At 66.2% G+C, this 23,680-nt stretch carries 25 protein-coding genes; 18 read left to right on the forward strand and 7 right to left on the reverse strand.

All coding sequences use genetic code 11. The annotated features are described in order from the left end of the window. Positions 1 to 45 precede the first annotated feature (45 nt). Both FOY53_RS06515 and FOY53_RS23620 read left to right on the forward strand, forming a co-directional pair. Positions 46 to 915 carry a 50S ribosomal protein L11 methyltransferase gene (locus FOY53_RS06515; RefSeq protein WP_146586944.1) on the forward strand — a complete coding sequence of 290 codons (870 nt, stop codon included), beginning with the start codon at positions 46 to 48 and terminating at the stop codon, positions 913 to 915. A gap of 250 nt (positions 916 to 1,165) precedes the next feature. Continuing rightward, positions 1,166 to 1,366: a hypothetical protein gene (locus FOY53_RS23620; RefSeq protein WP_246107308.1), complete on the forward strand. Its 201-nt coding sequence runs from the start codon at positions 1,166 to 1,168 to the stop codon at positions 1,364 to 1,366. 158 nt (positions 1,367 to 1,524) lie between these two features. On the opposite strand, the gene FOY53_RS24050 is transcribed toward FOY53_RS23620, so the two are convergent. Then, on the reverse strand, positions 1,525 to 1,797 hold the full coding sequence (locus FOY53_RS24050; RefSeq protein ID WP_146586946.1) for a YjiS-like domain-containing protein: 273 nt from the start codon (positions 1,795 to 1,797) through the stop codon (positions 1,525 to 1,527). A gap of 314 nt (positions 1,798 to 2,111) precedes the next feature. Here FOY53_RS24050 and ruvC point away from each other — a divergent pair, with 314 nt between their 5' ends. The 16 genes from ruvC (at position 2,112) to FOY53_RS06605 (ending at position 16,793) form a co-directional block, all read left to right on the forward strand. Then, the gene (gene ruvC, locus FOY53_RS06530) at positions 2,112 to 2,603 is read left to right on the forward strand and encodes a crossover junction endodeoxyribonuclease RuvC (RefSeq protein ID WP_146586948.1); all 492 of its coding nucleotides are present in this window, start codon (positions 2,112 to 2,114) and stop codon (positions 2,601 to 2,603) included. Further along, entirely contained in the window at positions 2,600 to 3,271 is a 672-nt protein-coding gene (ruvA, locus tag FOY53_RS06535; RefSeq protein ID WP_146586950.1) for a Holliday junction branch migration protein RuvA, read from the forward strand. The genes ruvC and ruvA overlap by 4 nt, the downstream gene beginning before the upstream one ends. A gap of 57 nt (positions 3,272 to 3,328) precedes the next feature. Next, positions 3,329 to 4,354, forward strand: a complete 1,026-nt coding sequence (gene ruvB / locus FOY53_RS06540; RefSeq protein WP_146586953.1) for a Holliday junction branch migration DNA helicase RuvB — start codon at positions 3,329 to 3,331, stop codon at positions 4,352 to 4,354. 135 nt (positions 4,355 to 4,489) lie between these two features. After that, on the forward strand, positions 4,490 to 5,128 hold the full coding sequence (locus FOY53_RS06545; RefSeq protein WP_372833406.1) for a hypothetical protein: 639 nt from the start codon (positions 4,490 to 4,492) through the stop codon (positions 5,126 to 5,128). Between the two features lie 90 nt (positions 5,129 to 5,218). Further along, on the forward strand, positions 5,219 to 5,611 hold the full coding sequence (gene ybgC / locus FOY53_RS06550) for a tol-pal system-associated acyl-CoA thioesterase (RefSeq protein WP_281289552.1): 393 nt from the start codon (positions 5,219 to 5,221) through the stop codon (positions 5,609 to 5,611). A gap of 150 nt (positions 5,612 to 5,761) precedes the next feature. Continuing rightward, the gene (gene tolQ / locus FOY53_RS06555) at positions 5,762 to 6,457 is read left to right on the forward strand and encodes a protein TolQ (protein ID WP_146586954.1); all 696 of its coding nucleotides are present in this window, start codon (positions 5,762 to 5,764) and stop codon (positions 6,455 to 6,457) included. 3 nt (positions 6,458 to 6,460) lie between these two features. Further along, positions 6,461 to 6,937, forward strand: a complete 477-nt coding sequence (gene tolR / locus FOY53_RS06560) for a protein TolR (RefSeq protein ID WP_146586957.1) — start codon at positions 6,461 to 6,463, stop codon at positions 6,935 to 6,937. Between the two features lie 11 nt (positions 6,938 to 6,948). Then, on the forward strand, positions 6,949 to 8,163 hold the full coding sequence (gene tolA, locus FOY53_RS06565) for a cell envelope integrity protein TolA (RefSeq protein WP_146586959.1): 1,215 nt from the start codon (positions 6,949 to 6,951) through the stop codon (positions 8,161 to 8,163). 161 nt (positions 8,164 to 8,324) lie between these two features. Then, entirely contained in the window at positions 8,325 to 9,656 is a 1,332-nt protein-coding gene (tolB, locus tag FOY53_RS06570) for a Tol-Pal system beta propeller repeat protein TolB (RefSeq protein ID WP_146586961.1), read from the forward strand. A gap of 151 nt (positions 9,657 to 9,807) precedes the next feature. Beyond that, positions 9,808 to 10,344, forward strand: a complete 537-nt coding sequence (gene pal / locus FOY53_RS06575; protein ID WP_146586963.1) for a peptidoglycan-associated lipoprotein Pal — start codon at positions 9,808 to 9,810, stop codon at positions 10,342 to 10,344. A 21-nt stretch (positions 10,345 to 10,365) separates the two neighbouring features. Beyond that, on the forward strand, positions 10,366 to 11,214 hold the full coding sequence (gene ybgF / locus FOY53_RS06580) for a tol-pal system protein YbgF (protein WP_146586966.1): 849 nt from the start codon (positions 10,366 to 10,368) through the stop codon (positions 11,212 to 11,214). A gap of 25 nt (positions 11,215 to 11,239) precedes the next feature. Then, a complete protein-coding gene (tilS, locus tag FOY53_RS06585) occupies positions 11,240 to 12,610 on the forward strand; it encodes a tRNA lysidine(34) synthetase TilS (protein WP_500690371.1) in 1,371 nt (456 codons plus the stop codon). Positions 12,611 to 12,687: 77 nt separating this feature from the next. Beyond that, positions 12,688 to 14,604, forward strand: a complete 1,917-nt coding sequence (gene ftsH / locus FOY53_RS06590; RefSeq protein ID WP_146586971.1) for an ATP-dependent zinc metalloprotease FtsH — start codon at positions 12,688 to 12,690, stop codon at positions 14,602 to 14,604. After that, positions 14,601 to 15,377: a methyltransferase domain-containing protein gene (locus FOY53_RS06595; RefSeq protein ID WP_146586973.1), complete on the forward strand. Its 777-nt coding sequence runs from the start codon at positions 14,601 to 14,603 to the stop codon at positions 15,375 to 15,377. The genes ftsH and FOY53_RS06595 overlap by 4 nt, the downstream gene beginning before the upstream one ends. Positions 15,378 to 15,381: 4 nt before the next feature. Next, positions 15,382 to 16,002, forward strand: a complete 621-nt coding sequence (locus FOY53_RS06600; protein ID WP_246107309.1) for a uracil-DNA glycosylase family protein — start codon at positions 15,382 to 15,384, stop codon at positions 16,000 to 16,002. Beyond that, positions 16,002 to 16,793: an SseB family protein gene (locus FOY53_RS06605; RefSeq protein ID WP_146586976.1), complete on the forward strand. Its 792-nt coding sequence runs from the start codon at positions 16,002 to 16,004 to the stop codon at positions 16,791 to 16,793. The genes FOY53_RS06600 and FOY53_RS06605 overlap by 1 nt, the downstream gene beginning before the upstream one ends. A gap of 116 nt (positions 16,794 to 16,909) precedes the next feature. Here the strand turns inward: FOY53_RS06605 and FOY53_RS06610 are convergent, their stop codons facing one another. The 6 genes from FOY53_RS06610 to FOY53_RS06635 all read right to left on the reverse strand — a co-directional run bounded on the left by FOY53_RS06610 (position 16,910) and on the right by FOY53_RS06635 (position 23,574). Then, positions 16,910 to 17,917 carry a P1 family peptidase gene (locus FOY53_RS06610; protein ID WP_146586978.1) on the reverse strand — a complete coding sequence of 336 codons (1,008 nt, stop codon included), beginning with the start codon at positions 17,915 to 17,917 and terminating at the stop codon, positions 16,910 to 16,912. A gap of 84 nt (positions 17,918 to 18,001) precedes the next feature. Beyond that, on the reverse strand, positions 18,002 to 18,742 hold the full coding sequence (locus FOY53_RS06615; RefSeq protein WP_146586980.1) for an SDR family oxidoreductase: 741 nt from the start codon (positions 18,740 to 18,742) through the stop codon (positions 18,002 to 18,004). 36 nt (positions 18,743 to 18,778) lie between these two features. Then, positions 18,779 to 20,221, reverse strand: coding sequence for an aldehyde dehydrogenase family protein (locus FOY53_RS06620; protein WP_186766533.1), 1,443 nt, complete (start codon positions 20,219 to 20,221; stop codon positions 18,779 to 18,781). Next, entirely contained in the window at positions 20,199 to 21,821 is a 1,623-nt protein-coding gene (locus FOY53_RS06625; protein ID WP_146586982.1) for an ABC transporter ATP-binding protein, read from the reverse strand. The genes FOY53_RS06620 and FOY53_RS06625 overlap by 23 nt, the downstream gene beginning before the upstream one ends. Continuing rightward, positions 21,818 to 22,633 (reverse strand): ABC transporter permease, encoded by an 816-nt coding sequence (locus tag FOY53_RS06630; RefSeq protein ID WP_146586984.1) that lies wholly within the window; start codon positions 22,631 to 22,633, stop codon positions 21,818 to 21,820. Before FOY53_RS06630 ends, FOY53_RS06625 begins: the two co-directional genes overlap by 4 nt. Beyond that, positions 22,630 to 23,574 (reverse strand): ABC transporter permease, encoded by a 945-nt coding sequence (locus FOY53_RS06635; RefSeq protein ID WP_146586986.1) that lies wholly within the window; start codon positions 23,572 to 23,574, stop codon positions 22,630 to 22,632. Before FOY53_RS06635 ends, FOY53_RS06630 begins: the two co-directional genes overlap by 4 nt. Positions 23,575 to 23,680 lie beyond the last annotated feature (106 nt).

Consider the following 23,680-nt stretch of genomic DNA (forward strand, 5'->3'; position numbering starts at 1 on the left):
CGTGCAACAGAGCCGCCAGCACCGACCCATGAAAAGAGGCCCGCCATGACCACCTTTACCGCGCTTACCACCCTGCAGGGCAGGGATCAGGCCGAAGCATTGGGTGAGGCGATGGAGGCGCTCTGGCCGGAACCCACGGGGGTCGGCGTGTTCGAGATCGAGGACGGATCGGGACTGTGGGAGGTCGGCGGCTATTTCGAAGAGCAGCCGGAGGCTTCCGAACTGGCGTTGCTGGCCGCGGCCTTCGGCGCGAGACCCTTTGCGATCTCGGAGATCCCCGAGACGGACTGGGTGGCCAAGGTGCGCCGCGAGCTGGTTCCGGTCGAAGCCGGGCGGTTCTTTGTCTATGGCAGCCATGACGCCGACAAGGTGCCCGAGGGATGCGAGCCGCTGCTGATCGAGGCGGCAATGGCCTTTGGCACCGGGCACCATGGCACGACGCTGGGGTGCCTCCGGGCGCTGGACCAGCTGGCAACCGACGGTTTCACCGGCACAAGCGTTGTCGATGTCGGTTGTGGCACCGCCGTTCTGGCCATGGGGGCGGCCCGGATCTGGCCCGGAGAGGTGCTGGCCAGCGATATCGACGAAGTCGCGGTCGAGGTTGCGGCGGCAAATGTGGCGGCAAACGGGCTTACCGGCCGGGTGAAATGTGTCGAAGCGGCGGGCTTCGAGCATCCCGATCTGGCTGCGGCGGCGCCCTTTGATCTGGTCTTTGCCAACATCCTGAAGGCGCCGCTGATCGACCTTGCGCCGGGTATGGCCCGGCATATCGCCCCCGGCGGTTATGCGATTCTTTCAGGAATTCTTAACGAACAGGCGGATGAAGTGATCGAAGTCTATGCCCGCAATGGCATCAGGTTGACCAAGCGTCAGCAGATCGGCGAATGGAGCACGCTGACTCTCTGCAAAAGCTGATTCGCACGGCCCCGATCCGTTCAAATTGGACGGATCTGCCCAAGTGTTGCCACATTCTGCGGGTACAAAGGGCCGTCGGTGGGGGCCGGGTGTATTTGAGGCCGCAATGGATAACGCACTTCGAAAGTTTGAAAGACGCCATAAATCGATCACGAAGAAGCATCAGCAGCTGGCACGGGGCTATGTGACCCGGCTCGGTAAGAATGGCTTGATTGAACACCAGCCGATGCGGCAACTGCCGCGGGTCTCGGTGAGTTCGTTTGTATTTTTCGTGGCAGGTTTTGTCGGGTTCAAGACCTTTCTGCTGATCAAGCTCGGTGAATCCGAGTATCTCACTCATGTCTCGACCCTGTCGCAGGGCGGCGGGCTCGAAAAGGTCGGGGCCTGGCTGATGGGAATTGATCCGCTGACCGCATGGAGCATGGCGCACGCGGCGCCGATTTTCGGGTAGGGAATTCTAGCCAGAAGGTTGAGGTTCTGACGTCGTCCCGGCCCGGGCGGCGCATTTTTCCGTTTTTGGCCCCTCGTCCGAGGCTCTGGTCGCCAGGTAACAAAAAGGCCGCGGTCCTGTGCAGGAGCGCGGCCTTTGACGTCCGGGTGGGCGCATGTTCAGCGGCGCGCCACCGACTCGATGTCGCTGCGGGTCAGGCCGATGTCGTCCAGTTCGCGATCGGTCAGACGCGACAGGCTCTTGCGGGTGACGCGGGCGTCGTTCCATGCGGCCACCGCGCCAATCGCGGCGACGAACAGTGTCGGGATTTGACGCGCAAGTGGCAGACCACTGTTCGTCCGAGGCGTGTCCAGTGCCGAAACGAAGATATTTCCAATCAGGCCGGCATGGCCAAATGCGCCAAGCGGACGCGACGTATCAAAAGCAGCCATATTCCTGATCCTTCTCATTTGCGGGCATTGCGTTTTGTTGTTGCCCATCTAGTGAGCGGTTTATGAACGCGCAAGACGGCAAAACCGCATGGGTCACATGCAATGACTGCATAACGAGAATGGGCGGTAAACCGCCGGAAAATAGCTGAAAACCGCGCATTTCGGGTGTCGTTATTCGTTTGTGGACTGACGGATTTGCGCCACGCGTGTCGCCTTTGATCCAGACGTGTCGGTTTTGCGCTTCTGCATCGGGGCTTGGCGCGTGTTCGCGTTTCGTGCTAGCTGTGTCCGCAAAACAACAAGGGGCGGCAGGTATGCGGGTATTGGGCATTGATCCGGGGTTGCGCAACCTTGGCTGGGGCGTGATCGACGTCGACGGCAGCCGGTTGCGGCATGTGGCGAACGGGGTCTGTACCAGCGCCGGGCCTGCGCTTGCTCCGCGTCTGCTGTCGCTGCACCACCAGCTGACCGAGATCCTGCGGACCTATGCGCCGCAGGTGGCGGCGGTCGAACAGACCTTCGTGAACAAGGACGCGGTGGCGACGCTCAAACTGGGGCAGGCGCGGGCAATCGCGCTGCTCGTCCCGGCGCAGTTCGGTCTGGAGGTCGGGGAATATGCCCCCAACAAGGTCAAGAAGACAGTGGTCGGCGTCGGACATGCCGACAAGGGGCAGGTTCTGCATATGGTGCAGATGCAGTTGAAAGGCGCGCTGATCAATGGCCCTGACGCGGCGGATGCACTGGCGATCGCGATCTGCCACGCGCACCACGCCCGGGTGCCGGCCCTGCGGGAGATGCGGGCATGATCGGGCGGGTGGCCGGACGGGTCGAATACAAGGGAGATGACCATGTGCTGATCGACGTGCGTGGCGTCGGCTATATCGTCTATTGTTCGGACCGCACGCTGGCGGCCTTGCCCGGGCCGGGCGAGGCGGCGGCGCTGTTCACCGATCTGCTGGTGCGCGAGGATCTGCTGCAACTGTTCGGCTTTCTGTCGCTGGTGGAAAAGGAATGGCACCGGCTGCTGATGACGGTGCAGGGGGTCGGCGCCAAGGCTTCGCTGGCCATTCTGGGCACGCTGGGTCCGGACGGGGTGAGCCGGGCCATCGCGCTCGGCGATATCAATGCGGTCAAGGCGGCCAAGGGGATCGGCCCCAAGACGGCGCAGCGGGTGGTGCTGGAACTGAAGGACAAGGCCCCGGTGGTGATGGCGATGGGGGCCTCTGTGGCGCCGTCGCCCGCAGACGATCCAGGCGAGGTGATCGAGGTGCCGGTGGCGTCGAAAACCCGTGCCGTTCCGGCGCCGCGTGCCACTCCGTCCGCCCAGGCCGAGGCGCTGTCGGCGCTGGGAAATCTGGGGTATGGACCAGGCGAGGCGGCAGGCGCGGTGGCGCAGGCGGCGGGGGATCTGCCGGAGGCCACAACACCCGAATTGATCCGCGCCGCGCTCAAGCTGCTGGCGCCCAAGGCATGAGGCCAGAGCATTATTTGTCCGCCCCTGCCGATGGCCTGAACTGTGCGGGAGAGAGCCATGACAGAGTCTGATCCGGACCTGCGCCCCGAGATGCAACCGGGCGAGTTTGACCGGGCGCTGCGACCGCAGACGCTGGACGATTTCGTCGGCCAGGCCGATGCGCGGGCCAACTTGCGGGTGTTCATCCAGTCGGCGCGCCAGCGGGGCGAAGCCATGGATCACACGCTGTTTCACGGGCCCCCAGGTCTTGGCAAGACGACGCTGGCGCAGATCATGGCCCGCGAACTCGGCGTCGGCTTCCGCATGACATCGGGTCCGGTTCTGGCCAAGGCGGGGGACCTTGCGGCGATCCTCACCAATCTCGAGGCAAAGGACGTGCTGTTCATCGACGAAATCCACCGGTTGAACCCGGCGGTCGAAGAGGTGCTCTATCCGGCGCTGGAAGATTACGAACTGGATCTGGTGATCGGCGAGGGACCGGCGGCCCGCACCGTGCGGATCGAACTGCAACCCTTCACGCTGGTCGGCGCGACGACTCGGCTCGGGCTGCTGACCACGCCGCTGCGGGACCGGTTCGGCATCCCGACTCGGCTGCAATTCTACACCGTCGACGAGTTGCATCTGATCGTCACCCGCAATGCGCTGAAACTGGGCGTCCCCGCCGAAGATGGCGGCGCCCGAGAGATAGCCCGGCGTGCCCGTGGAACACCGCGAATTGCCGGGCGCCTGCTGCGCCGGGTGGTGGACTTTGCCGTGGTCGAGGGCGACGGCGTGGTGACGCAGGCGCTGGCCGACTCGGCGCTGACGCGGTTGGGGGTCGACCATCTGGGCCTGGATGGCGCAGACAGGCGTTATCTGTCGCTGATTGCAGAGAATTACGGCGGCGGGCCGGTGGGCATCGAAACGCTGTCCGCGGCACTGTCGGAATCCCGGGATGCGCTCGAAGAGGTGATCGAGCCCTTCCTCTTGCAGCAGGGGTTGATCCAGCGCACGCCACGCGGCCGGATGCTGGCCCAGAAGGCCTGGACACATCTGGGCCTGCCGATGCCCAAGCCGGTGGGACAGAGTGACCTGTTCGGCTGAGGGACTGCCTGTCTGGCCAGTCGGGAGCGATGCCGGTATCAAATCTGTGCCGGGAAACAGTGGCCGCCGGGTGATTGATTTCCGGGCGGCTGCTGTGCGACATGCGCCCGTGACGCAACGGACGAGGCCACGTACATGCAGGATCTGACACCGCAGGACATTCAGGCGCTGTTCACCCGCGCCGATGGCAGCTATTTCTTTGCACGTTGGGGGCGGCCGTTGGCGCCGGTGATCTTTGGCGTCGAAGATGCCAGCCTGCCGGTCATCAAGGGCGCCATCGAAGCGGTGGCGACTCTGGGTCGGCTCGAGATCGTCGAGGTGGACCCGGAGTTGGGCGCCAACCTGATGGTGTTCTTCTGCCGCGACTGGGCCGAACTGTCGGACGTGCCCAACCTGGACAAGCTGGTGCCGGACCTTGACCCGCTTGTGGCCCGCCTGAATCAGGCGGATGCGAACCAGTACCGGACTTTCCGTTTTGACGATGCCGGGGCGATCCGCGCGGCATTTGTGTTTCTGCGCATGGACGCGGCGCTTGGCGCGCTGTCGGCGGATGCGCTGGCGCTGGGGCAGGCGGTGCAGACCCTGTTGCTCTGGTCCGACGGGGCGTTTGCCAAATGGTCGCCGCTGGGCGAAATCGCCGACGGCCGCGTTGTGGTGCGGCCCGAGATCGCGGCACTGATTCGGGCGGCCTATGATCCTGTCCTGCCTGCAATGACGCAGGATTCCAGCCACGCCCTGCGGCTTTTTGCTCGCTCTGGTGGCGACGCGGCCTAGCTGGCGGCGGCGCTGTCGATGCCGACGGTTGCGCCTTGGCGCTGCGCTGCCTAGGGTCCGGACCAGAATGGGGCATCCGGGGCTGTCAGAGTGAAAACCCATATTTTTCCGATCCGGGTCTACTACGAAGACACCGACATGGCGGGAATCGTCTATTACGCCAATTATCTGCGCTACATCGAACGCGCCCGCAGCGACTGGGTGCGTACCCTGGGCATCGACCAGAACCGGATGCGGGAACGCGACGGTGTGGTTTTTGCCGTGCGCCGCGTCGAGGCTGACTATCTGATGCCCGCGAAATTTGATGACGAGCTGGAGGTCAGGACCGTGACGCGGGCGGTGACAGGGGCCCGGCTGGTCATGGGGCAGGAGGTCTGGCGCGGCGCCACCAGGCTGTTTCAGGCCGAGGTGACCATCGTCTGCCTTGGGGAAAGCGGCCATCCGGCGCGCCTTCCGGCAAATATCCGCCTGCTGCTGCACTGATCCGCGCCGGAATTGCCCGGCGAAGGCCGTAATTCCCGCAGAGCGGGTGCCGGATGACGGCAATGTGTTGGCGTTTACCCAGCAAATCGGATAAACAGCGCCCTAATCAGAGCCGCGGCAGCGCGGCCGAACCGGATAAAGAGCAGGCAAATGGAAACGCAGACCCTAGCGCTCGCCAGCGAGATCGATTTCTCGATGTGGGCGCTGTTCGCACGTGCGACGCTGACTGTGAAACTGGTGATGGCGATGCTGATCATCGCCTCGTTCTGGTCCTGGTCGATCATCATTCAGAAGCTGATCTCGTACCGCCACGCCCGCAAAGAGGCTGCCGTGTTTGATCAGGCATTCTGGAGCGGTGAGCCGCTGGACGAACTGTTTGACCAGATCGGGGTCGATCCGGGCGGGCGCGCCCAGAGGGTCTTTGCCGGCGGCATGATGGAGTGGCGCCGGTCGCACCGGGCGGACGGCGGTCTCATTGCCGGGGCGCAGGCGCGAATCGACCGGTCGATGGACGTGGCGATCCAGAAAGAGGCCGAAGCCTTGCAAAAGGGCTTGCCGGTGCTGGCGACCACGGGGTCGACCGCTCCGTTCGTGGGCCTGTTCGGGACGGTCTGGGGCATCATGAATGCCTTCATCGAAATTGCGCAGCAACAGAACACCAATCTGGCGGTTGTTGCCCCGGGCATCGCCGAGGCGCTGCTGGCAACCGGTCTGGGCCTGCTGGCGGCGATTCCGGCGGTGATTTTTTACAACAAGCTTTCGGCGGATGTGGACCGGATCATCGGCGGCTACGAGGCTTTTGCCGACGAATTCTCGACCATCCTGTCGCGCCAGCTGGATTCCTAGGCCATGGGCGCCGGTGTCATGAAATCAGGCGGCGGGGGCGGGCGCAGAGGCCGTCGGCGCGGCGGTCGTGCGCAGCCGATGGCGGAAATCAACATCACGCCATTTGTGGACGTGATGCTGGTGCTGCTGATCATCTTCATGGTGGCCGCGCCGCTGCTGACCGTTGGTGTGCCGGTGGAACTGCCCAAGACGGCTGCCAACGCGCTGCCGTCCGAGAACGAAGAGCCGCTGACCGTAACGATCGATGCGGCCGGCGTGGTGATGATCCAGACCACCGAGGTGGCGCGGGATGATCTGGTGAACCGCCTGCGCGCCATCGCCACCGAGCGGTCGGATGACAGGGTGTTCCTGCGGGCCGACGGTGCCGTACCCTACGAGACGGTGGCGCAGGTGATGGGCGCGCTGAACGCGGGTGGATTTTCCTCAATCGGACTTGTCACGGATATCGGCGGGCCGGCCCTTGACGGGTCGGGACGCTAGGGCGCGGACTTTTGAATACGGGTCAATATATCTCGGGGATCGGCCATGCCGCCCTGATCCTGTGGGTGTTCTTCGGAGACGTCTTCGTCTCTGATCCGCCGCCCATGGAGGTCAGCGAAGTGCAGATTCTGTCCGAGGCCGAGTTTGCAGCCCTGACGGCGCCGTCACAGCCGCCCGAAAGCACCGTGGATGTGGCGGCCCCCCCGGCGCCCGAGCCGGAACCGGTGCCCGAACCGGCCCCTGCTGCGCCGCCGCCGGACCCGACCCCCGCGCCACCACCCGAGCCCGAACCGGCCCCTGCGCCCGCACCCGAACCCGCGCCGGTTGCGCCGCCCCCGCCGCCGCCGCCGCCCACAGCGGAAGTGACCGACACGCCGCCGGTGATGGACCCCCCGGCGCAGGACACCGTGCGTCTGCCCGAAACCTCGCCGCGCCCGCAGCCGCGCCCGGCACCGCGTGTCGCAGCAGAACCCGTGGCACCGCCGCCGCCGAACGCCGACGTCGCACCTGAAGTGCGCGAAGCGGTGGTGCCGGATGCCGCCCCGGCCGAAGTCACACCCGAGCCGGAACAGCAGGCCACGGCACCCGAGGAGGCGGCGACCGAGATCGTGACCGAAGCAACCGAGCCGCCACGGTCGGCGCCGGATGCGTCGCTGCGTCCGCGCACAAGGCCAAGCCGGCCGGAACCTGCCGCACCCCCGCAGCAGACGCAGACCGCCGAAGCGGCGGTCGCCAAACCGGCTGAAAAGCCCGCCGAAAAACCTGCGGAAAAACCGGCTGCGAAGCCGGCGGAAAAACCCGCAGCCAAACCTGCGCAGTCCGATACCGCGGATGCGGTGGCTGCGGCCCTGGCCCAGGCGCTGTCGGGCGGCACCACCGCACCACAGCCGAACGTGCCCACGGGGCCGCCGATGACCAGCGGCGAAAAAGATGCCTTGCGGGTCGCCGTGCAGGGGTGCTGGGTCGTCGATGTCGGCAGCCAGGCCGCGGATGTGACCGTGACCGTGGCGATGGAGATGGAGCCGAACGGCAAGGTGATTTCCAACTCCATCCGCATGATCAGCTCTCAGGGTGGGTCAGGCCAGGCGGTGGACACGGCGTTTCAGGCCGCGCGCCGGGCGCTGCTGCGCTGCCAGGGCGATGGTTACCGGCTTCCGGCGGAAAAGTTTGGTCAATGGCAGCAGATCGAGATGACCTTTGACCCTGACGGGATGCGGATGCGCTGAATGACACGATTGTGCTGCAAAATAGGAGTCAGCGTCCTGTCGGGGGCACTTTTCCCGGTGCAGGGCGTTTGGCGATCGGATAAACCCCGGTATGCTGCGCCAGAGAACGGACAGGCGGCCGGAACAGGCCGCGGGAAAAAGCCTGAGAGGAAGGGCAAGTGATGAGACATATTCTAGCCTGCGTCACCCTGGCCGCTGCGGCGCTGAGCGCATTTGCGGCACCGTCAGCAATGGCACAGAGCGGACCGCTGCGGATCACCATCACCGAAGGCGTGATCGAACCGATCCCCTACGCGGTGCCCAGCTTTGTCGCGGAATCCGCGGCGGCACAGGGGTATGCCGATCAGCTGAGCCGGGTGGTCGCCGATGATCTGACCGGCACGGGCCTGTTCCGGGAAATTGCCCGCGAAGCGCATATCTCGAACATCACCTCGTTCCAGAGCCCGGTGCAGTTCGCCGACTGGAAAGCCATCAATGCCCAGGCTTTGATCACCGGTGCGGTCGATGTGAACGCATCCGGTCAGCTGATCGTGAAGTTCCGGGTCTACGATGTCTTTGCAGGCACGGAGCTGGGCGACGGGATGCAGTTTGCGGGCACCGCGGACGGTGTGCGCCGCATGGCGCACAAGGTCGCGGATCAGGTCTATTCACGCATCACCGGCGAGTCGGGTTATTTCGACAGCCGCGTGGTCTTTGTGTCGGAGACGGGTCCCAAGGATCAGCGCTCGAAGCGGCTGGCGATCATGGATTACGACGGCGCAAATCTGCAATACCTGACCGGCAGCCGCTCGATTGTTCTGGCACCGCGGTTTTCGCCCAGTGGCGACCGGGTGCTTTATACCAGCTACGAAACCGGCGAACCCCGGGTGCATGTGCTGAACGTCGGAGACGTCCAGAGCCGGATCCTGCCGACCCAGGCGGGCATGATGAGCTTTGCCCCGCGCTTTGCCCCGGACGGGCGCAACGTGGTCTATTCGGTGACGCAGGGGGCGAACACCGACATCTTCCGCATGGACATCGCCAGCGGCGCGACGTCCCAGCTGACCAATGCGCCGTCGATCGAGACCGGCCCGAGCCTGTCCCCGGACGGCAGCCGCATGGTGTTCGAAAGCGACCGCAGCGGCACCCAGCAGCTTTATGTGATGGCGGCGAACGGCGGCGAGCCGCAGCGGATCAGTTTCGGCGCAGGCCGGTACGGCACGCCGGTGTGGTCGCCACGCGGTGATCTGATCGCCTTTACCAAGCAGAACGCCGGGCGGTTCCATATCGGGGTGATGCGGGTCGACGGTTCGGAAGAGCGGCTGTTGACGGCATCTTTCCTTGACGAAGGCCCGACCTGGGCGCCGAACGGCCGGGTGCTGATGTTCATGCGGGAAACCCAGGGCGCCCAGGGGGCATCTGCCCTGTATTCGGTTGACATTTCGGGGCGCAACCTCAAACCGGTGCGCACCCCGGAGGGGGCCTCGGATCCGAGCTGGGGGCCGTTGCAGTGACATTGCGGTGCCGGGCGCAAAATTCTTGCAAAGAATTTTGGCAAGAATTTTCTGAAAATTCTTGTGTAGCGCCGGTGGCACCGCGGTGCCGCGTTTGCAAGGCTCTGCGGCTGTGGTAGCGTGTAAAAAAATCAAGAGCAGGACAGGATCGATGAACCACATTTCCAAAGCTTTGGTGCTGATGACGGCACTGGGCGTGTCGGCGTGCACCAACCCCAACCGGTTCCCGGGCGACAGCAGCGGCGCTGGGTATGACGCCTCCGCAGGCGGTCAGAATGGCACAAGCGGCATCGTGCCGGGCAGCGCCAACGACCCGCGGTCTGCGGCGTATTTCCAGCAGACTGTGGGCGACCGGGTTCTGTTCGCGGTCGATCAGTCGTCGCTCAGCGCCCAGGGGCAGGCGACGCTGGACGGGCAGGCACAGTGGCTGATGACCAATTCCGACTACCTCGCGGTGATCGAAGGTCACGCGGACGAGCAGGGCACCCGGGAATACAACCTCGCGCTTGGAGCGCGGCGGGCCAATGCGGTGATGGAATATCTCATCGCGCGTGGCATCCCGGCGAGCCGGCTGAAGTTCGTGACCTACGGCAAGGAGCGGCCGATCGAAATCTGTTCCGAAGAAGCCTGCTATGCCAAGAACCGTCGCGCCGTGACGATCATCTCGGCCGGTGGGCTGACCAGCTAAGCCAGAACAGGGGGCGGCCTTATGCGTCTGAGTGCAATCTTACTGACCTTCAGCCTTGCGGCTGGGGCCGTCTCGGCGCAGCAGGCCGAAACTCTGGCGGATATCCGGCAGGACCTGTCGGTGCTTTACGTTGAACTGCAGCGCCTGCGCACCGAGCTGAGCACCACCGGCAGCAGCGGCATGACCGTGGGCGGCAATACCATCGACCGGGTCAACACGATCGAGGCGGCGCTGCAAGCACTGACGTCCAAAGCCGAGGAGATGGAGCACCGTATCGGGCGCATCGTCGAGGACGGCACCAACCGGATCGGCGACATGGAGTTCCGGCTGTGCGAAATCGAGCCCGGCTGCGATATCGGCGCCCTGGGCAGCACACCGCGCCTGGGCGGCGGGAGCGCTCCGGTCGCTGGTGCGACAGCGCCAGCCGCCCCGGTGCCGACCCCCGCTACCGACACCCCGCTGCCCGCGACCGGCGGCGGTGAACTGGCCATGAGTGAAGAGACGGATTTTCGGCGAGCGCAGGAGGCGCTCGCCAAAAGTGACTTTCGCGGCGCCGCTGACCTCTTTGCGGCCTTTCGCCAGACCTATCCGGGCTCTCCGCTAGAAGCGGCGGCCCAACTGGGGCAGGGGCGTGCGCTGGAAGGCGCCGACGACACCCGTGGCGCGGCCCGGGCCTATCTGGATTCCTACTCCGGCTATCCGCAGTCCGAGGTTGCCCCCGAGGCCCTGTTTCGTCTGGGCCGCGCGCTCGGCAAGCTCGGCAGCGTGCAGGAGGCCTGTGTAACCCTGAGCGAGGTAGCCGCGCGCTACCCCGGCGCGGCGGTTGTGCCCGAGGCACAGGGCGAAATGGCGGCCCTTGGCTGCCAGTAGGCCAGACGCGGCGTCGGCGACGTCGCTGGACCAGCGTTTTGCCGAGAGCATGGGCCAGCTTCTGGGGCCTGTCTTCCCACCCGCCGTCGGGCTGGCAGTTTCGGGCGGCGGCGACAGCATGGCGATGCTGTACCTTGCGCACAACTGGACACGTCGCTGGGGCCTGCAGCTGCGGGTTGTGACCGTGGATCACGGTCTGCGCCCCGAGGCGGCGGACGAGGCCGCCATGGTGGCGGACGCCTGTCGCGCGCTTGGCTGGCCACATGAAACCCTGCGCTGGCACTGGGACGGGCAGGGCAATGTGCAGAACGCCGCGCGGCAGGCCCGGCTGCGGCTGATGGATCGCTGGCGCGGCGACCTCGGGCACATTCTCATGGCGCACACCCGCGACGATCTTGCCGAAACCTTTTTGATGCGTCTGGCGCGCGGCTCCGGCGTCGAGGGGCTGTCAGCCATGTCAGCGCGCCGGGTGGTACGGCTTCGGGGCACTGAAAGCCGGGAACCTTCAGGTGACGGCGGGGGCGCGGGAGGGGCGGCCTCTGCGCCGGGCAACCGGGACTCCGAGGGGCCCCGGTCTGCTGGTTTCGAGGTGATCCGCCCCTGTCTGGGCATGCGTCGCGAGGAGTTGCGGCACTATCTTCGGACCTTGCGGGGGCGCTGGGTCGAGGATCCGTCAAACGACGACGCCCGGTATGACCGGGTGCGGATGCGCCGCCTGCTGGTGACGCTGGAGGCGGAAGGGCTGGGGGTCGAAACCTTGGCAATGACGGCGGACCGGCTGTCGCGGGCCAAAGAGGCGCTGACCGCCCGCGCCCTGACCGTCTGGGCCGACACCGGACAGGAGGGGCGCGCGCTGAATGCGGCGACGGGCGATATCCTGTTCCGGCAGACCGGGTTTGCAGCCACGGAACTGGACACGCAGATGCGCCTGCTGGCCGCAGCGCTACAATATGTCTCGTCAACGTCATACCGCCCGCGGTCCGACGCGGTCGAGGCGCTGCTGGACCGTGTGCTGGCAGGCGGCGCCGGAACGCTTCAGGGGTGCGAGGTGCGCAGTTGCGGTGACCTTATTCAGATCAGCCGGGAACCGGCCGCGCTGACGGGGCAGTTGGTTCCCATCTCGGACGGGGCGCTCTGGGATGGGCGCTGGACGGTTTATGGGCAGGAATTCAAGGGTTTGACCCTGCGGTCTCTGGGCGAAGACGGCTGGGCGCAATGCCCCGGGCGCCCCGACGGGGCGCCACGCTTCCGGACCGCCCGGGCGCTGCCCTCGATCTGGGACGGTGACCGACTGGTGGCCTGCGATGCGCTGGGGGTTGGTCCGGGGGGCACAATCCAATTGACGCCAATGGCGCAGCCGGGCAGCAGCTTTGCCAACTTCCTTCTTTCGCATTGAACCGGCTGGCGTGATGTCTATGTTACAGCGTGACGTTGTGTGCTATCAATTGCGCACCGGATTTTAGGAGGTTTTCCTTGGGAAACGCACGTAACATTGCCTTCTGGGTGGTCCTGTTCCTGCTCGTTCTCGCGCTGTTCAATCTGTTCAGCGGCGGCGGCACGACACTTCAGAGCCGCGAAATCAGCTATACTGATTTTGTGGCCGCGGTTGAGAACAAGACCGTCAGCTCTGTCACTCTGGATGGGGAGCAGGTGCGCTTTCGCAGCTCGGACGGCAACGACTATGTGACAATCAAGCCGGAAGATGCCGAAGTGACCAACATGCTGGTCACCAACAACATACCGGTGCGCGCCGAGGCACAGCAGCAGTCTGGCTTTCAGTCCTTCCTGTTGAGCCTGCTGCCCTTCCTGCTGCTGATCGGTGTCTGGATCTATTTCATGAACCGGATGCAGGGTGGCGGCAAAGGCGGTGCCATGGGGTTCGGCAAGTCCAAGGCCAAGATGCTGACGGAAAAGCATGGCCGGGTAACGTTTGACGATGTTGCCGGCATTGACGAGGCCAAGGAAGAGCTTGAGGAAATCGTCGAGTTCCTGCGCAACCCGCAGAAATTCAGCCGCCTTGGCGGCAAGATCCCCAAGGGCGCGTTGCTGGTCGGCCCTCCGGGCACCGGCAAGACCCTGCTGGCCCGCGCGATCGCCGGTGAGGCCGGTGTGCCTTTCTTCACCATCTCGGGTTCCGATTTTGTCGAGATGTTTGTCGGTGTCGGTGCATCCCGAGTGCGCGACATGTTCGAACAGGCGAAGAAGAACGCGCCCTGCATCGTGTTCATCGACGAGATCGACGCCGTCGGCCGCAACCGGGGGGCCGGTTATGGCGGTGGCAACGACGAGCGCGAACAGACGCTGAACCAGTTGCTGGTCGAAATGGACGGCTTCGAGGCCAACGAGGGTGTGATCATCCTCGCCGCCACCAACCGCCGCGACGTTCTCGATCCGGCATTGCTGCGTCCGGGCCGCTTTGACCGTCAGATCACGGTTCCGAATCCCGACATCAAGGGCCGCGAAAAGATCCTCAACGTACATGCCCGCAAGACACCGCTTGGCCCCGACGCCGACATGCGCATCATCGCGCGCGGCACCCCCGGTTTTTCGGGGGCCGATCTGGCCAACCTGGTCAACGAGGCGGCCCTGATGGCCGCCCGTGTGGGCCGCCGGTTCGTGACGATGGAAGATTTCGAAAACGCCAAGGACAAGGTCATGATGGGGGCCGAGCGCCGCAGCATGGTGCTGACTCCCGAGCAGAAGGAAAAGACCGCCTATCACGAAGCGGGGCACGCCGTCGTCGGCCTGTCGCTGCCGCAGTGCGATCCGGTCTACAAGGCGACCATCATCCCGCGCGGCGGCGCGCTGGGTATGGTCGTGTCCCTGCCCGAGATTGACCGTCTGAACTGGCATCGCTCGGAGTGCGAGGAAAAGCTGGCCATGACCATGGCGGGCAAGGCGGCCGAGATCATCAAGTATGGTGCGGACAATGTCTCCAACGGTCCTGCCGGCGACATCCAGCAGGCATCGGCACTGGCGCGTGCAATGGTGCTGCGCTGGGGCATGTCGGACAAGATCGGCAACATCGACTACTCCGAAGCGCACGAGGGCTACAGCGGCCAGACGGCCGGCCTGTCTGTCTCTGCCCACACCAAGGAGGTGATCGAGAGCGAGGTGAAGCGCTTTATCTCGGAAGCTTACGACCGCGCTTTCCAGATCCTGACCGATAAGAACGCAGAGTGGGAACGTCTGGCGCAGGGTCTGCTCGAGTATGAGACGCTGACCGGCGATGAAATCAAGCGGGTGATCCGTGGCGAGCCGCCGCAGGCCGGGCCGGACGACGATGGCCAGGGCGAAGAAGAAACGCCCAGCGTCACGGCCATTCCCAAGACGAAGCCGAAGGCCAAGACCTCTGGCGACGGCGGGCTGGAGCCTGAACCGTCGGTATGATCGAACTGGCCGATCAGGATTGGAACCCCGGGGCTTACTACAGGTTCCGGGGTCTGCGTCTGCGCCCCGCACTGGATCTGTTGCGCGCAGTCGGACCGCTGCCCGAGGGATCGGTGATCGACCTTGGCTGTGGCGGCGGGGCCGTCGGCCCGGCGCTGGGACAGTTGCGGCGTCATCTCGTCGGTGTCGATACCAGCCCGGCGATGCTGTCGCAGGCGCGACTGACCGGGGGCTATGACGAACTTCTGGAACAGGACCTGGCCGAGTGGTCCTCCAGTGCTCCGGTCGCGATGATCTTTTCCAACGCCGCATTGCACTGGGTCGCCTCGCACGAGACCCTTCTGCCCCGGCTGGCGGCGTTGCTGGCTCCGGGCGGGGTGCTGGCGGTGCAGTTCCCGCATCAGAACAACGCGCCGTCGCATCGGCTGTGGCGGTCACTGGTGGACGAGCTTTTCCCCGGCCGGATCGACCCGACGCAGGGACCAAAGGTGTTGCTGCCGGCGGAGTACCATCGCCTGCTCGCGCCTCTGGGCAAGGTCACGCTGTGGGAAACCGAATATTATCAGGAACTGGCACCGGACGGCGAAGGCCACCCGGTACGGCGTTTCACCGAAGGGACCTATGCCCGCCCAATCCTGAACAAGCTGGACAGGGACGAACAGGCGCAACTGATCCGCACCTATGAAAGCGTGATCGGCAAAGCCTATCCCAAGGGGCCGAACGGCACCGTGTTGTTTCCGTTCCGCAGGCTGTTCTTTACCCTCTCGGTCTGACGCGGTGACGGCGGCGCAATGCGGATCGGACGGCAGGGGCGCGCTGGCCAGCGACATCGGCCGCTGCCGGATCTGCGCCACCCGCTTCGCCGGGACCCGCACCGCCCATGCGCCGCGTCCGGTGGCCTGGTTTGCCCCGCAGGCGCGGTTGCTGATCGCCGGACAGGCGCCGGGGATGCGGGTGCACCTCTCGGGCATTCCCTTCGACGATGCCTCGGGTGACCGGCTGCGCAACTGGCTGGGGCTCAGCCGTGACCAGTTCTACGACCGCTCGCGCGTGGCTGTGGTGCCAATGGCCTTTTGCTTTCCGGGTTACGACGCCCGCGGCGCCGACCTGCCGCCGCCGCCGGTGTGCCGGGCCACCTGGCATGATCAGGTGATGCAGGCGCTTCCGGATATCCGCCTGAGCGTGATCATTGGCGCCCATGCGCAGCGGTATCATCTGGGCGGCCGCGACAGTGTCACGCGCACCGTGGCAGGCTGGCGCGACCATCTGCCCGCGCGCATCCCCTTGCCGCACCCGTCCTGGCGCAATACCGGATGGCTGCGTAAGAACCCCTGGTTCGAGGCCGAGCTGTTGCCGGTCCTGCGGGCCAGGGTAAGCTCGGTACTGGGAGAGACGTGATGGACGAAACGACCCCGCTGGACGCGGCCCACGCCGCGATGGAGGCAACCCCGGGCGATGACACCGCGCGTCTGCGGTTCTTTGAACGGCTGGCGGATGCGGAATTGTTTCTGCTGCTGGCGCAGGAGGCTGTGGGCGACAGCATCACTCCCGAACTTTTCGATCTCTCGGACAGCCGCTTTGTCCTGGTGTTTGACCGCGAAGAGCGGCTGACCCGCTTCACCGGCAGCGCTGCGCCCTATGCCGCCCTGCCGGGGCGGGTGATCGCCGCCATGCTGGCGGGGCAGGACATCGGTCTGGGTCTCAACCTCGAGGTGGCGCCGTCGTCATTCCTGATCCCGGCCGGGGCGGTCGACTGGCTGACGCAGACCCTGGGACAAGGCCCCGAGGAAGCTGAGGCCAGACCTGTCGAGGTATTGTCGCCCAGAGGCCTGCCCGACGTTCTGCTGAGCGCGCTGGACACCAAGCTGGGTTTGGCGGCGGGGTTGGCGCGCAAGGCCTATCTGGCGGCCGTGGTCTATGACGACGACAGCCGCGGCCATCTGCTGGGGCTCACCGGCACCACCCCGGGCGCCGAGGCGGCGCTGGCCCGCGCGGTGAACGAAGCACTGGTGTTTTCGGGCATCGAGGCCGGTGCGCTGGATGTGGTGTTTCTGCCGGACAGCGACCCGCTGACCGCCAAGCTCGCCCGGGTCGGCCTGCGGTTCGATCTGCCGCAACCGGCCAGACCAGCCGCGGTCACACCGGCCGCCCCGGGCTCTGATCCTGCAAGGCCGCCAATCCTGCGCTGACCGGCGCCGCTGTCCGCGCCGAAGCCCGGGCCAGAACCTGCACCGTCAAAATCCGGCGTCGCGCGGGTCGGGCGCTGGGTACCGCATGAGCGTGGCAGCTCCAGAGCTGTGCGCCGTCACTCCAGCCCCAGATCCTGCCTAAGTGTCGGCAGCAGGTCACCCGCAGCGGATCGCGCTTCCCAGACCCCGCGGGCAATCGCGCGGGACAGACACAGCGCCGCGGCGTGGCCGATCTGGGTCAGCTCAAGCGGCGGCGCAACCAGCGGTCTGGCACCGGTTGACACCGCAAACACCAGATCGCCGTCATGTGGGCTGTGGGCGGGCAGGATTGCGCGGGCAATGCCGTCATGGGCGGCAACCGCCATGCGCCGCAATTGCGCCTTGTCCAGCGCCGCATCGGTGGCGACGATGGCGATCGTCGTATTGCCAAGCGCCGCCATCGCGGCGGATTTCCGGCTGGGGGGCGGTGTCTGGTATCCCCGCGCCGGGTCGGGGCCAAGGTCGCCGAATTCGCCGCCGATCTCGAACGGCGCGGCCCAGAAATGCCGCCCCGAGGGTGTCGTGACGCTGCCCAGCGGATTCACCGCCACCAGCGCGCCGACCATGGTGCCATCGTCCAGCCGCAGCGAGGCCGAGCCCAGGCCCCCCTTGTGCATCGCGGTCTGCGCACCGGTGCCGGCGCCGTGGCTGCCAAGCGCGAAATGCCCTGCCGCCGCCGCCAGCGCGGCGCGGCCAAGACCGGGGTAAGGATTTTCCCGCCAGCCCTTGGTGCCGCCGTTCAGCAGGTCGAACAGGATGGCGGCGGGCACCAGCGGCACCCGGGCGCTGTGCACGGCAAAGCCGCGCCCGGCATCGTGCAGGGCCTCCATCACGCCCTGGGCCGCCGCCAGACCAAAGGCGCTGCCGCCCGACAGCACCAGCGCATCGACCCCGGGTGCGGTCTTGTCGGGTTCCAGCAGATCGGTTTCACGGGTGCCGGGGGCACCGCCCAGCACCGCGTAGGAGCAGGCAAAGGGCGCCTGAGCGGTGAGCACGGTGGTGCCCGATTTAAGCGCCGCGTCTTCGGCATTGCCCACGCTCAGGCCGGGCACATCGGTGATCAGGTTCAGCGGGCCGGGTTTCATTGCAGCGCCACGCCGCAGGTGGGGTGCGGCCTGCCGGGCGCGGTGCCTCCGGCGAGAGCCGTCACAGGCGGACGGCAGCCCGGGTCAGATGCAGCGACCACCGTCCACCTCCATGCAGACGCCGGTGATCATGCTGGCCTCGTCCGAGCAGAGGTAAAGCGCTGCGGCGGCCAGATCCTCGGGGGTGGAAAAGCGGCCCAGCGGAATGGTGGCGAGGAATTTCGCCCGCATCTCGGGGGTGTCCTCGCCCAGAAAGCTTTTCAGCAACGGGGTCTCACCGGCGACCGGGTTCAGCGCGTTGACGCGAATTCCGGCAGGGGCGAGTTCGACCGCCATCGTCCGGGTGGCGGTGATCATCCAGCCCTTGGAGGCGTTGTACCAGTTGAGCCGCGGGCGCGGCGAGACCCCGGCGGTCGAGGCGATGTTGAGCACGACGCCGGATCCCCGCTGTTTGAAATGCGGCACCAGAGCCCGGGCGGTGAGGTAGACGGACTTGCAGTTCACCGCAAACACCCGGTCAAAGTCGTCTTCGCTCACATCCTCCATCGCGGCGGGCAGGTGGGTGATGCCGGCGTTGTTCACCAGAATGTCGACATAGCCCATCCGGCTGATCGCCTCGGAGGCCATCTGGGCCACGCTGTCACCCTTCGCAACATCGGCGGTGATCGCGATGCCGCCGCACTCGGCGGCGACGCGCTGTGCCGCCTCGGAGTTGAGGTCGGCGAGCATCACAGTCGCGCCTTCGGCGCAGAACCGGCGCGCGATGCCGGCGCCAAAGCCCGAGCCCGCGCCGGTGACAAGAGCGGTCTTGCCGTGAAGTCTCATGGTGGTGTCCCTTCTGCCCGTGGATGTCGGCCTGTTCTAGCCATGATGCGCCGCGACGGTGCGCAGTGTGGAAAAGCCATACAGTGCCTCGAAGCCCTTTTCGCGGCCATGGCCTGATTTTCCTGTCCCGCCGAACGGCAGTTCGACCCCGCCGCCGGCCCCGTAGTTGTTGATGAACACCTGCCCGGCCTTCAGCGCCCGGGCCAGCCGCATCTGCCGGGCGCCGTCCCGGGTCCAGACACCGGCCACAAGGCCGTAGTCGGTGCCGTTGGCGATGGCTAGAGCCTCGGCTTCGCTGTCGAACGGGATGATGACCTGCACCGGGCCGAATATCTCCTGTTGCGCCAGCGGGTGATCCGGCGGAACCGGGCCCAGCAGCGTCGGGGCGAGGTAGTGCCCGGGCGGCAGACCCTCGGGCAGCGGGCTTTGTGCCAGCAGCGGCAGGTCGGCGCCCTGGGTCAGAAACGCCGCGACCCGCGCCTTTTGACGGGCCGAGATCAGCGGACCGATGTCAGGGTCCTCCAGCGCCGGGCCAACGACCTTGGCACGGTAGGCGGCGGCCATGCGGCTGGCGACGGCGTCATAGACGCTGCGCTGCACCAGGATGCGGGATGCGGCGGAACAGGTCTGTCCGGCGTTCTGCAGCCCGGCGTTGACAAGGAACGGCAGGGCGGCGTCGAGGTCGGCGTCCTCGAACACCAGTTGCGGGGATTTCCCGCCCAGTTCCAGCGTCACCGGAATCACGTTGGCGCCCGCCGCGATCTGCACCGCAGCCCCGGTGGCGACCGAGCCGGTAAAGCTGATGTGGTCGATTCCGGGATGTGCCGCCAGCGCCGCGCCGGCCTCGGCTCCCAGGCCGGGCACGACGTTCAGCGCGCCGTCCGGCAGGCCGGCCAACTGGGCGAGCGCGGCAAAACAGAGCGCGGTGAGGCAGGCGTCCTCGGCCGGTTTGAGAACGCAGGCATTGCCCATCGCCAGCGCCGCCCCGACCGAGCGGCCGATGATCTGCATCGGGTAATTCCACGGTACGATATGGCCGGTGACACCCTGCGGGTCGCGCAGGGTATAGACGGTGTACCCCGGAAGGTAGGGGATGGTTTGCCCATGCAGCTTGTCGGCGGCACCGCCGTAGAACTCCAGATAGCGCGCCAGCGCCAGAACATCGGCGCGGGCCTGGCGCAGCGGTTTGCCGACATCCAGTGCTTCGAGTGTCGTCAGGGTGTCAGCATGTTCCAGCACCAGTTGACCAAGGTGGCTGAGTTTGCGGCCCCTGTCGGTGGCGCTCAGCGCCCCCCAGGGACCCGAGAACGTCGCGCGGGCGGCCCTGACGGCGGCGTCGATGTCGCTGGCCCTGCCGCGGGCGATGCGGGCCAGCGGCGCACCGGTTGAGGGATCGAACAGGGGCAGGGTTTCCGGCGTGGCGCGCCACTGGCCATCGACAAGGATATGCGAGGGATCAAACGGCAGGTCGGGCAGCATCAAAGCCTCCTGTGGCAGGATCGGGCAGGCGCGGCGCGGCGGCGATCAGACTTTGGGTATAGGGATGGCGTGGCGCGCCCAACACCTGTTCGGTAGGGCCCTGTTCGACGATCTTGCCGGCCTGCATCACCATGACCCTGTCGGTGATGCCGCGCACAACCGAAAGATCGTGGCTGATGAACAGATAGCTGAGGTTGTAGCGGCGCGACAGGTCGGCAATCAGGTCGAGAATCTGGGCACGCACCCGGACATCCAGCGCCGAGACCGCTTCGTCGAACAGGATCAGGTCGGGGCGGATGATCAGCGCGCGGGCTATGGCGATGCGCTGGCGCTGGCCTCCCGAAAAGGCGTGGATGTATTTGTCGGCGTCCGACGGCGACAGGTTCACGGCGCTCAGGACTTCGGCCACGGCGGCGTCGCGCGCCGCGCCGGTGGGCGCGTTGTCGAGCAGGTGGAACGGTTCGCTGATCAACCGCGACACGCGGTGGCGCGGGTTGAAGCTGCTGTAGGGGTCCTGAAACACCGCCTGCATGTGACGGCGGGTCGAGGGGGTGTTGGTGCGGACCGCCGTACCGGCCAGGGTGATGGTTCCGCTGCTGACCGGATCCAGACCCAGGATGGCGCGGGTCAGGGTGGATTTGCCGCTACCGCTTTCGCCGACCAGCCCGAGGCGTTCGCCGCGCCTCAGATCAAAGCTGATGTCCGACAGCGCAGGAAAACTGCGGCGGCGCTGGAACAGGCCGCTGCGTTTCACCGGATAGTCGCGGCTGACGTTCCGGACCTGCAGCAGGGGCGACTGTAAGGCCACGGGGTGCAGGTCCGCGCGGTGGCGCGAGGCGTCGAACAACGCCCGGGTGTAGGGGTGCCGACGCTGGGCAAACACGTCGTGGGTGGGGCCCTGTTCGACGATTTCGCCCGCGCGCAGCACGGCGATCCGGTCCGCCATCTGGCCGACCACGGCGAGGTCGTGGGTGATCATCATCAGTCCCATGGCGTTATCCTGCACCAGCCGCCTGAGCAGGTCGAGGATCTGCGCCTGTGTTGTGACATCCAGGGCCGTTGTCGGCTCGTCGGCGATCAGCAGAGCGGGGCGGCGGATGATCGCCATGGCGATGACCACACGCTGACGCTGCCCGCCCGAAAGCTCGTGCGGATAGCGGGTCGGCGGCACCCGGTCGGGTGGCAGGCCGACGCGGGCAAGCGTTTCGTGCAGCAGTGCCTGCACGCGGGCGGGAGTCATCGACGGGTCGGATCTGCGGGTGAGGTGCAGGGTTTCGGCGACCTGCTGGCCTATGGTCTGCACCGGGTTGAGCGCGGTCATCGGCTCCTGGAACACCATGCCCAGCGTGTTGCCGCGCTGGTCACACATCCGCGCTTCGCTCAGGGACAGAAGATCGGTGCCGTTCAGCCGGATCCGTCCGCTGGTTCTGGCACCCGGCGGCAGCAGACCCATGGTGGCCAGAGCGGTCATCGACTTGCCCGAGCCGGATTCGCCGGTCAGGGCGAGGATCTCGCCCGGGGCGATGTCCAGCGAGAGGTCGCGCAGGATCCGGGTGGGGCCGAGCGACAGCGACAGGTTGCGGATCTCCAGCAGGCTCATGTCGGGCGCTGCCGCATCCGGGGGTCGAGCGCGTCGCGCAGACCGTCTCCCAGCAGGTTCAGACCCAGCACCATCAGCACGATGGCCATGCCGGGGATCACCGCCACATGCGGCGCGAGCGCAACCATGGTCTGCGCCTCGGCCAGCATCCGGCCCCAGGACGGAGTCGGTGGCTGGGCGCCAAGGCCGACATAGGACAGGCCCGCCTCGGCGAGAATGCCAAGCGAGAACTGGATGGTGCCCTGGACAATCAGCAGGTTGGTGACATTGGGCAGGATGTGTTCGGCACTGATGCGGATGCGGGATTTGCCGGCCACACGGGCTGCCAGGATAAAGTCGCGCTGCCAGAGCGACAGCGCGCCACTGCGGGTGAGGCGGGCGAAGACCGGGATGTTGAAGATGCCGATGGCGATGATGGCGTTCACCGCGCCGGGGCCGAAAACGGCGGTGATCAGGATGGCGATGACCAGACTGGGGAAGGCGAACACCAGATCGTTGCCGCGCATGATCAACTCGTCCAGCCAGCCCCCGGCACGGGCGGCGGCGGCAAGTCCGAGCGGTACGCCGAGCCCCATGCCGATGCCCACGGCGATCACGGCGACACTGATCGACGTGCGGGCCCCGACCATGATCATGCTGAGGATGTCCCGACCGAAGTGATCGGTTCCCAGCAGGTTGGTGCCGTCCGGGACACGCAACCGGGCGGCGATGTTCACACCCGTGACCTCGGCCGGGGTCCAGAGGAAGGACAGCAATGCCGCCCCGAGGAACAGCGCCGTAAGCATCGCACCCAGCATGAGCGACAGCTTCATGCGCGTGACCGCAGGCGGGGATCGACGGCGCCATAGGCCAGATCGACAAGGAAGTTGACCAGTATGACCGCAAAGACCAGCAGCATGACCACAGATTCCACCACGATCAGGTCGCGCTGGCTGATGCTTTGAAAGATCAGCCGACCGAGGCCGGGCAGGAAAAAGACCTGTTCGATGATGATCGCCCCGGCCAGCAGGAATGAAAACTGCAGCCCGATGATCGTCAGAACCGGAATCAGGGCGTTGCGCAGGGCATGGCGCCACAGGGCCTGCCGACGGCTCAGCCCCTTGGCGCGGGCGGTGCGGATATAATCCTCATCCAGGGTATCCAGCAGTGCCGAGCGCAGCACCCGGGTCAGGATCGCCGCCTGCGGCAGGGCCAGGGCGACGGCGGGCAGGGTCAGCGCCCTGAGCGCCGCGACCGGCTCCGCCCAGCCGGGAAAGCCGCCGGCACCAAACCAGCGCAGGCTGATGGCAAAGACCATCACCAGCAGCATCGCAAACCAGAAATTCGGCAGAGCGATGCCAAGTTGCGTCGCGGCCATCACCCCGATGTCGCCCGGTCTGCCGCGTCGGGACGCGGCAAAAAGGCCGGCCGGAAATGCGATCAGAACGGCCAGGCTCAGCGCAAGCAGCGCCAGCGGCAGCGAGACCCAAAGCCGATCTGCCACCATCTGCGCCACCGGGGTGCGATAGGTGTAGGACATACCAAAGTCGCCGGACAGCATGCCGGTGACCCAGTCGACGTACCGCTCGGGCTTCGGCACGTCGAGCCCCAGTTCGGTGCGCAGCGCCGCCAGGGTGTCGGGCTGGGCGTTCAGTCCGAGCATATAGCTTGCCGGGTCGCCGGGTGCGACTTCGACCACCAGAAAAATCACTACCGAAGCAACCAGAAGGCTGATCGCAAGCGAGGTCAAACGCGAGAGGAAATACCGCAGCATGGGCGCAGGTTAGGGCGCTTCGGCAAAGCGGTCCAGAGGCCGCATCGCGAGCGAATTGCAGGAAAGCGGCGCAATGGTCATGTGCCGTCGGCGCGCGGCTGAACGC

The sequence above is a fragment of the Puniceibacterium confluentis genome, assembly GCF_007923445.1.
GTDB classification, from domain to species: Bacteria; Pseudomonadota; Alphaproteobacteria; order Rhodobacterales; family Rhodobacteraceae; genus Puniceibacterium; species Puniceibacterium confluentis.

Excerpts from the sequence above, each read along its gene's own strand:
- FOY53_RS06515 (WP_146586944.1), top strand. The coding sequence starts at position 46 with ATGACCACCTTTACCGCGCTTACCACCCTGCAGGGCAGGGATCAGGCC.
- FOY53_RS24050 (WP_146586946.1), bottom strand. The coding sequence starts at position 1,797 with ATGGCTGCTTTTGATACGTCGCGTCCGCTTGGCGCATTTGGCCATGCC.
- ruvC (WP_146586948.1), top strand. The coding sequence starts at position 2,112 with ATGCGGGTATTGGGCATTGATCCGGGGTTGCGCAACCTTGGCTGGGGC.
- ruvA (WP_146586950.1), top strand. The coding sequence starts at position 2,600 with ATGATCGGGCGGGTGGCCGGACGGGTCGAATACAAGGGAGATGACCAT.
- ruvB (WP_146586953.1), top strand. The coding sequence starts at position 3,329 with ATGACAGAGTCTGATCCGGACCTGCGCCCCGAGATGCAACCGGGCGAG.
- FOY53_RS06545 (WP_372833406.1), top strand. The coding sequence starts at position 4,490 with ATGCAGGATCTGACACCGCAGGACATTCAGGCGCTGTTCACCCGCGCC.
- tolQ (WP_146586954.1), top strand. The coding sequence starts at position 5,762 with ATGGAAACGCAGACCCTAGCGCTCGCCAGCGAGATCGATTTCTCGATG.
- tolR (WP_146586957.1), top strand. The coding sequence starts at position 6,461 with ATGGGCGCCGGTGTCATGAAATCAGGCGGCGGGGGCGGGCGCAGAGGC.
- tolB (WP_146586961.1), top strand. The coding sequence starts at position 8,325 with ATGAGACATATTCTAGCCTGCGTCACCCTGGCCGCTGCGGCGCTGAGC.
- pal (WP_146586963.1), top strand. The coding sequence starts at position 9,808 with ATGAACCACATTTCCAAAGCTTTGGTGCTGATGACGGCACTGGGCGTG.
- ybgF (WP_146586966.1), top strand. The coding sequence starts at position 10,366 with ATGCGTCTGAGTGCAATCTTACTGACCTTCAGCCTTGCGGCTGGGGCC.
- FOY53_RS06595 (WP_146586973.1), top strand. The coding sequence starts at position 14,601 with ATGATCGAACTGGCCGATCAGGATTGGAACCCCGGGGCTTACTACAGG.
- FOY53_RS06605 (WP_146586976.1), top strand. The coding sequence starts at position 16,002 with ATGGACGAAACGACCCCGCTGGACGCGGCCCACGCCGCGATGGAGGCA.
- FOY53_RS06610 (WP_146586978.1), bottom strand. The coding sequence starts at position 17,917 with ATGAAACCCGGCCCGCTGAACCTGATCACCGATGTGCCCGGCCTGAGC.
- FOY53_RS06615 (WP_146586980.1), bottom strand. The coding sequence starts at position 18,742 with ATGAGACTTCACGGCAAGACCGCTCTTGTCACCGGCGCGGGCTCGGGC.
- FOY53_RS06620 (WP_186766533.1), bottom strand. The coding sequence starts at position 20,221 with ATGCTGCCCGACCTGCCGTTTGATCCCTCGCATATCCTTGTCGATGGC.
- FOY53_RS06625 (WP_146586982.1), bottom strand. The coding sequence starts at position 21,821 with ATGAGCCTGCTGGAGATCCGCAACCTGTCGCTGTCGCTCGGCCCCACC.
- FOY53_RS06630 (WP_146586984.1), bottom strand. The coding sequence starts at position 22,633 with ATGAAGCTGTCGCTCATGCTGGGTGCGATGCTTACGGCGCTGTTCCTC.
- FOY53_RS06635 (WP_146586986.1), bottom strand. The coding sequence starts at position 23,574 with ATGCTGCGGTATTTCCTCTCGCGTTTGACCTCGCTTGCGATCAGCCTT.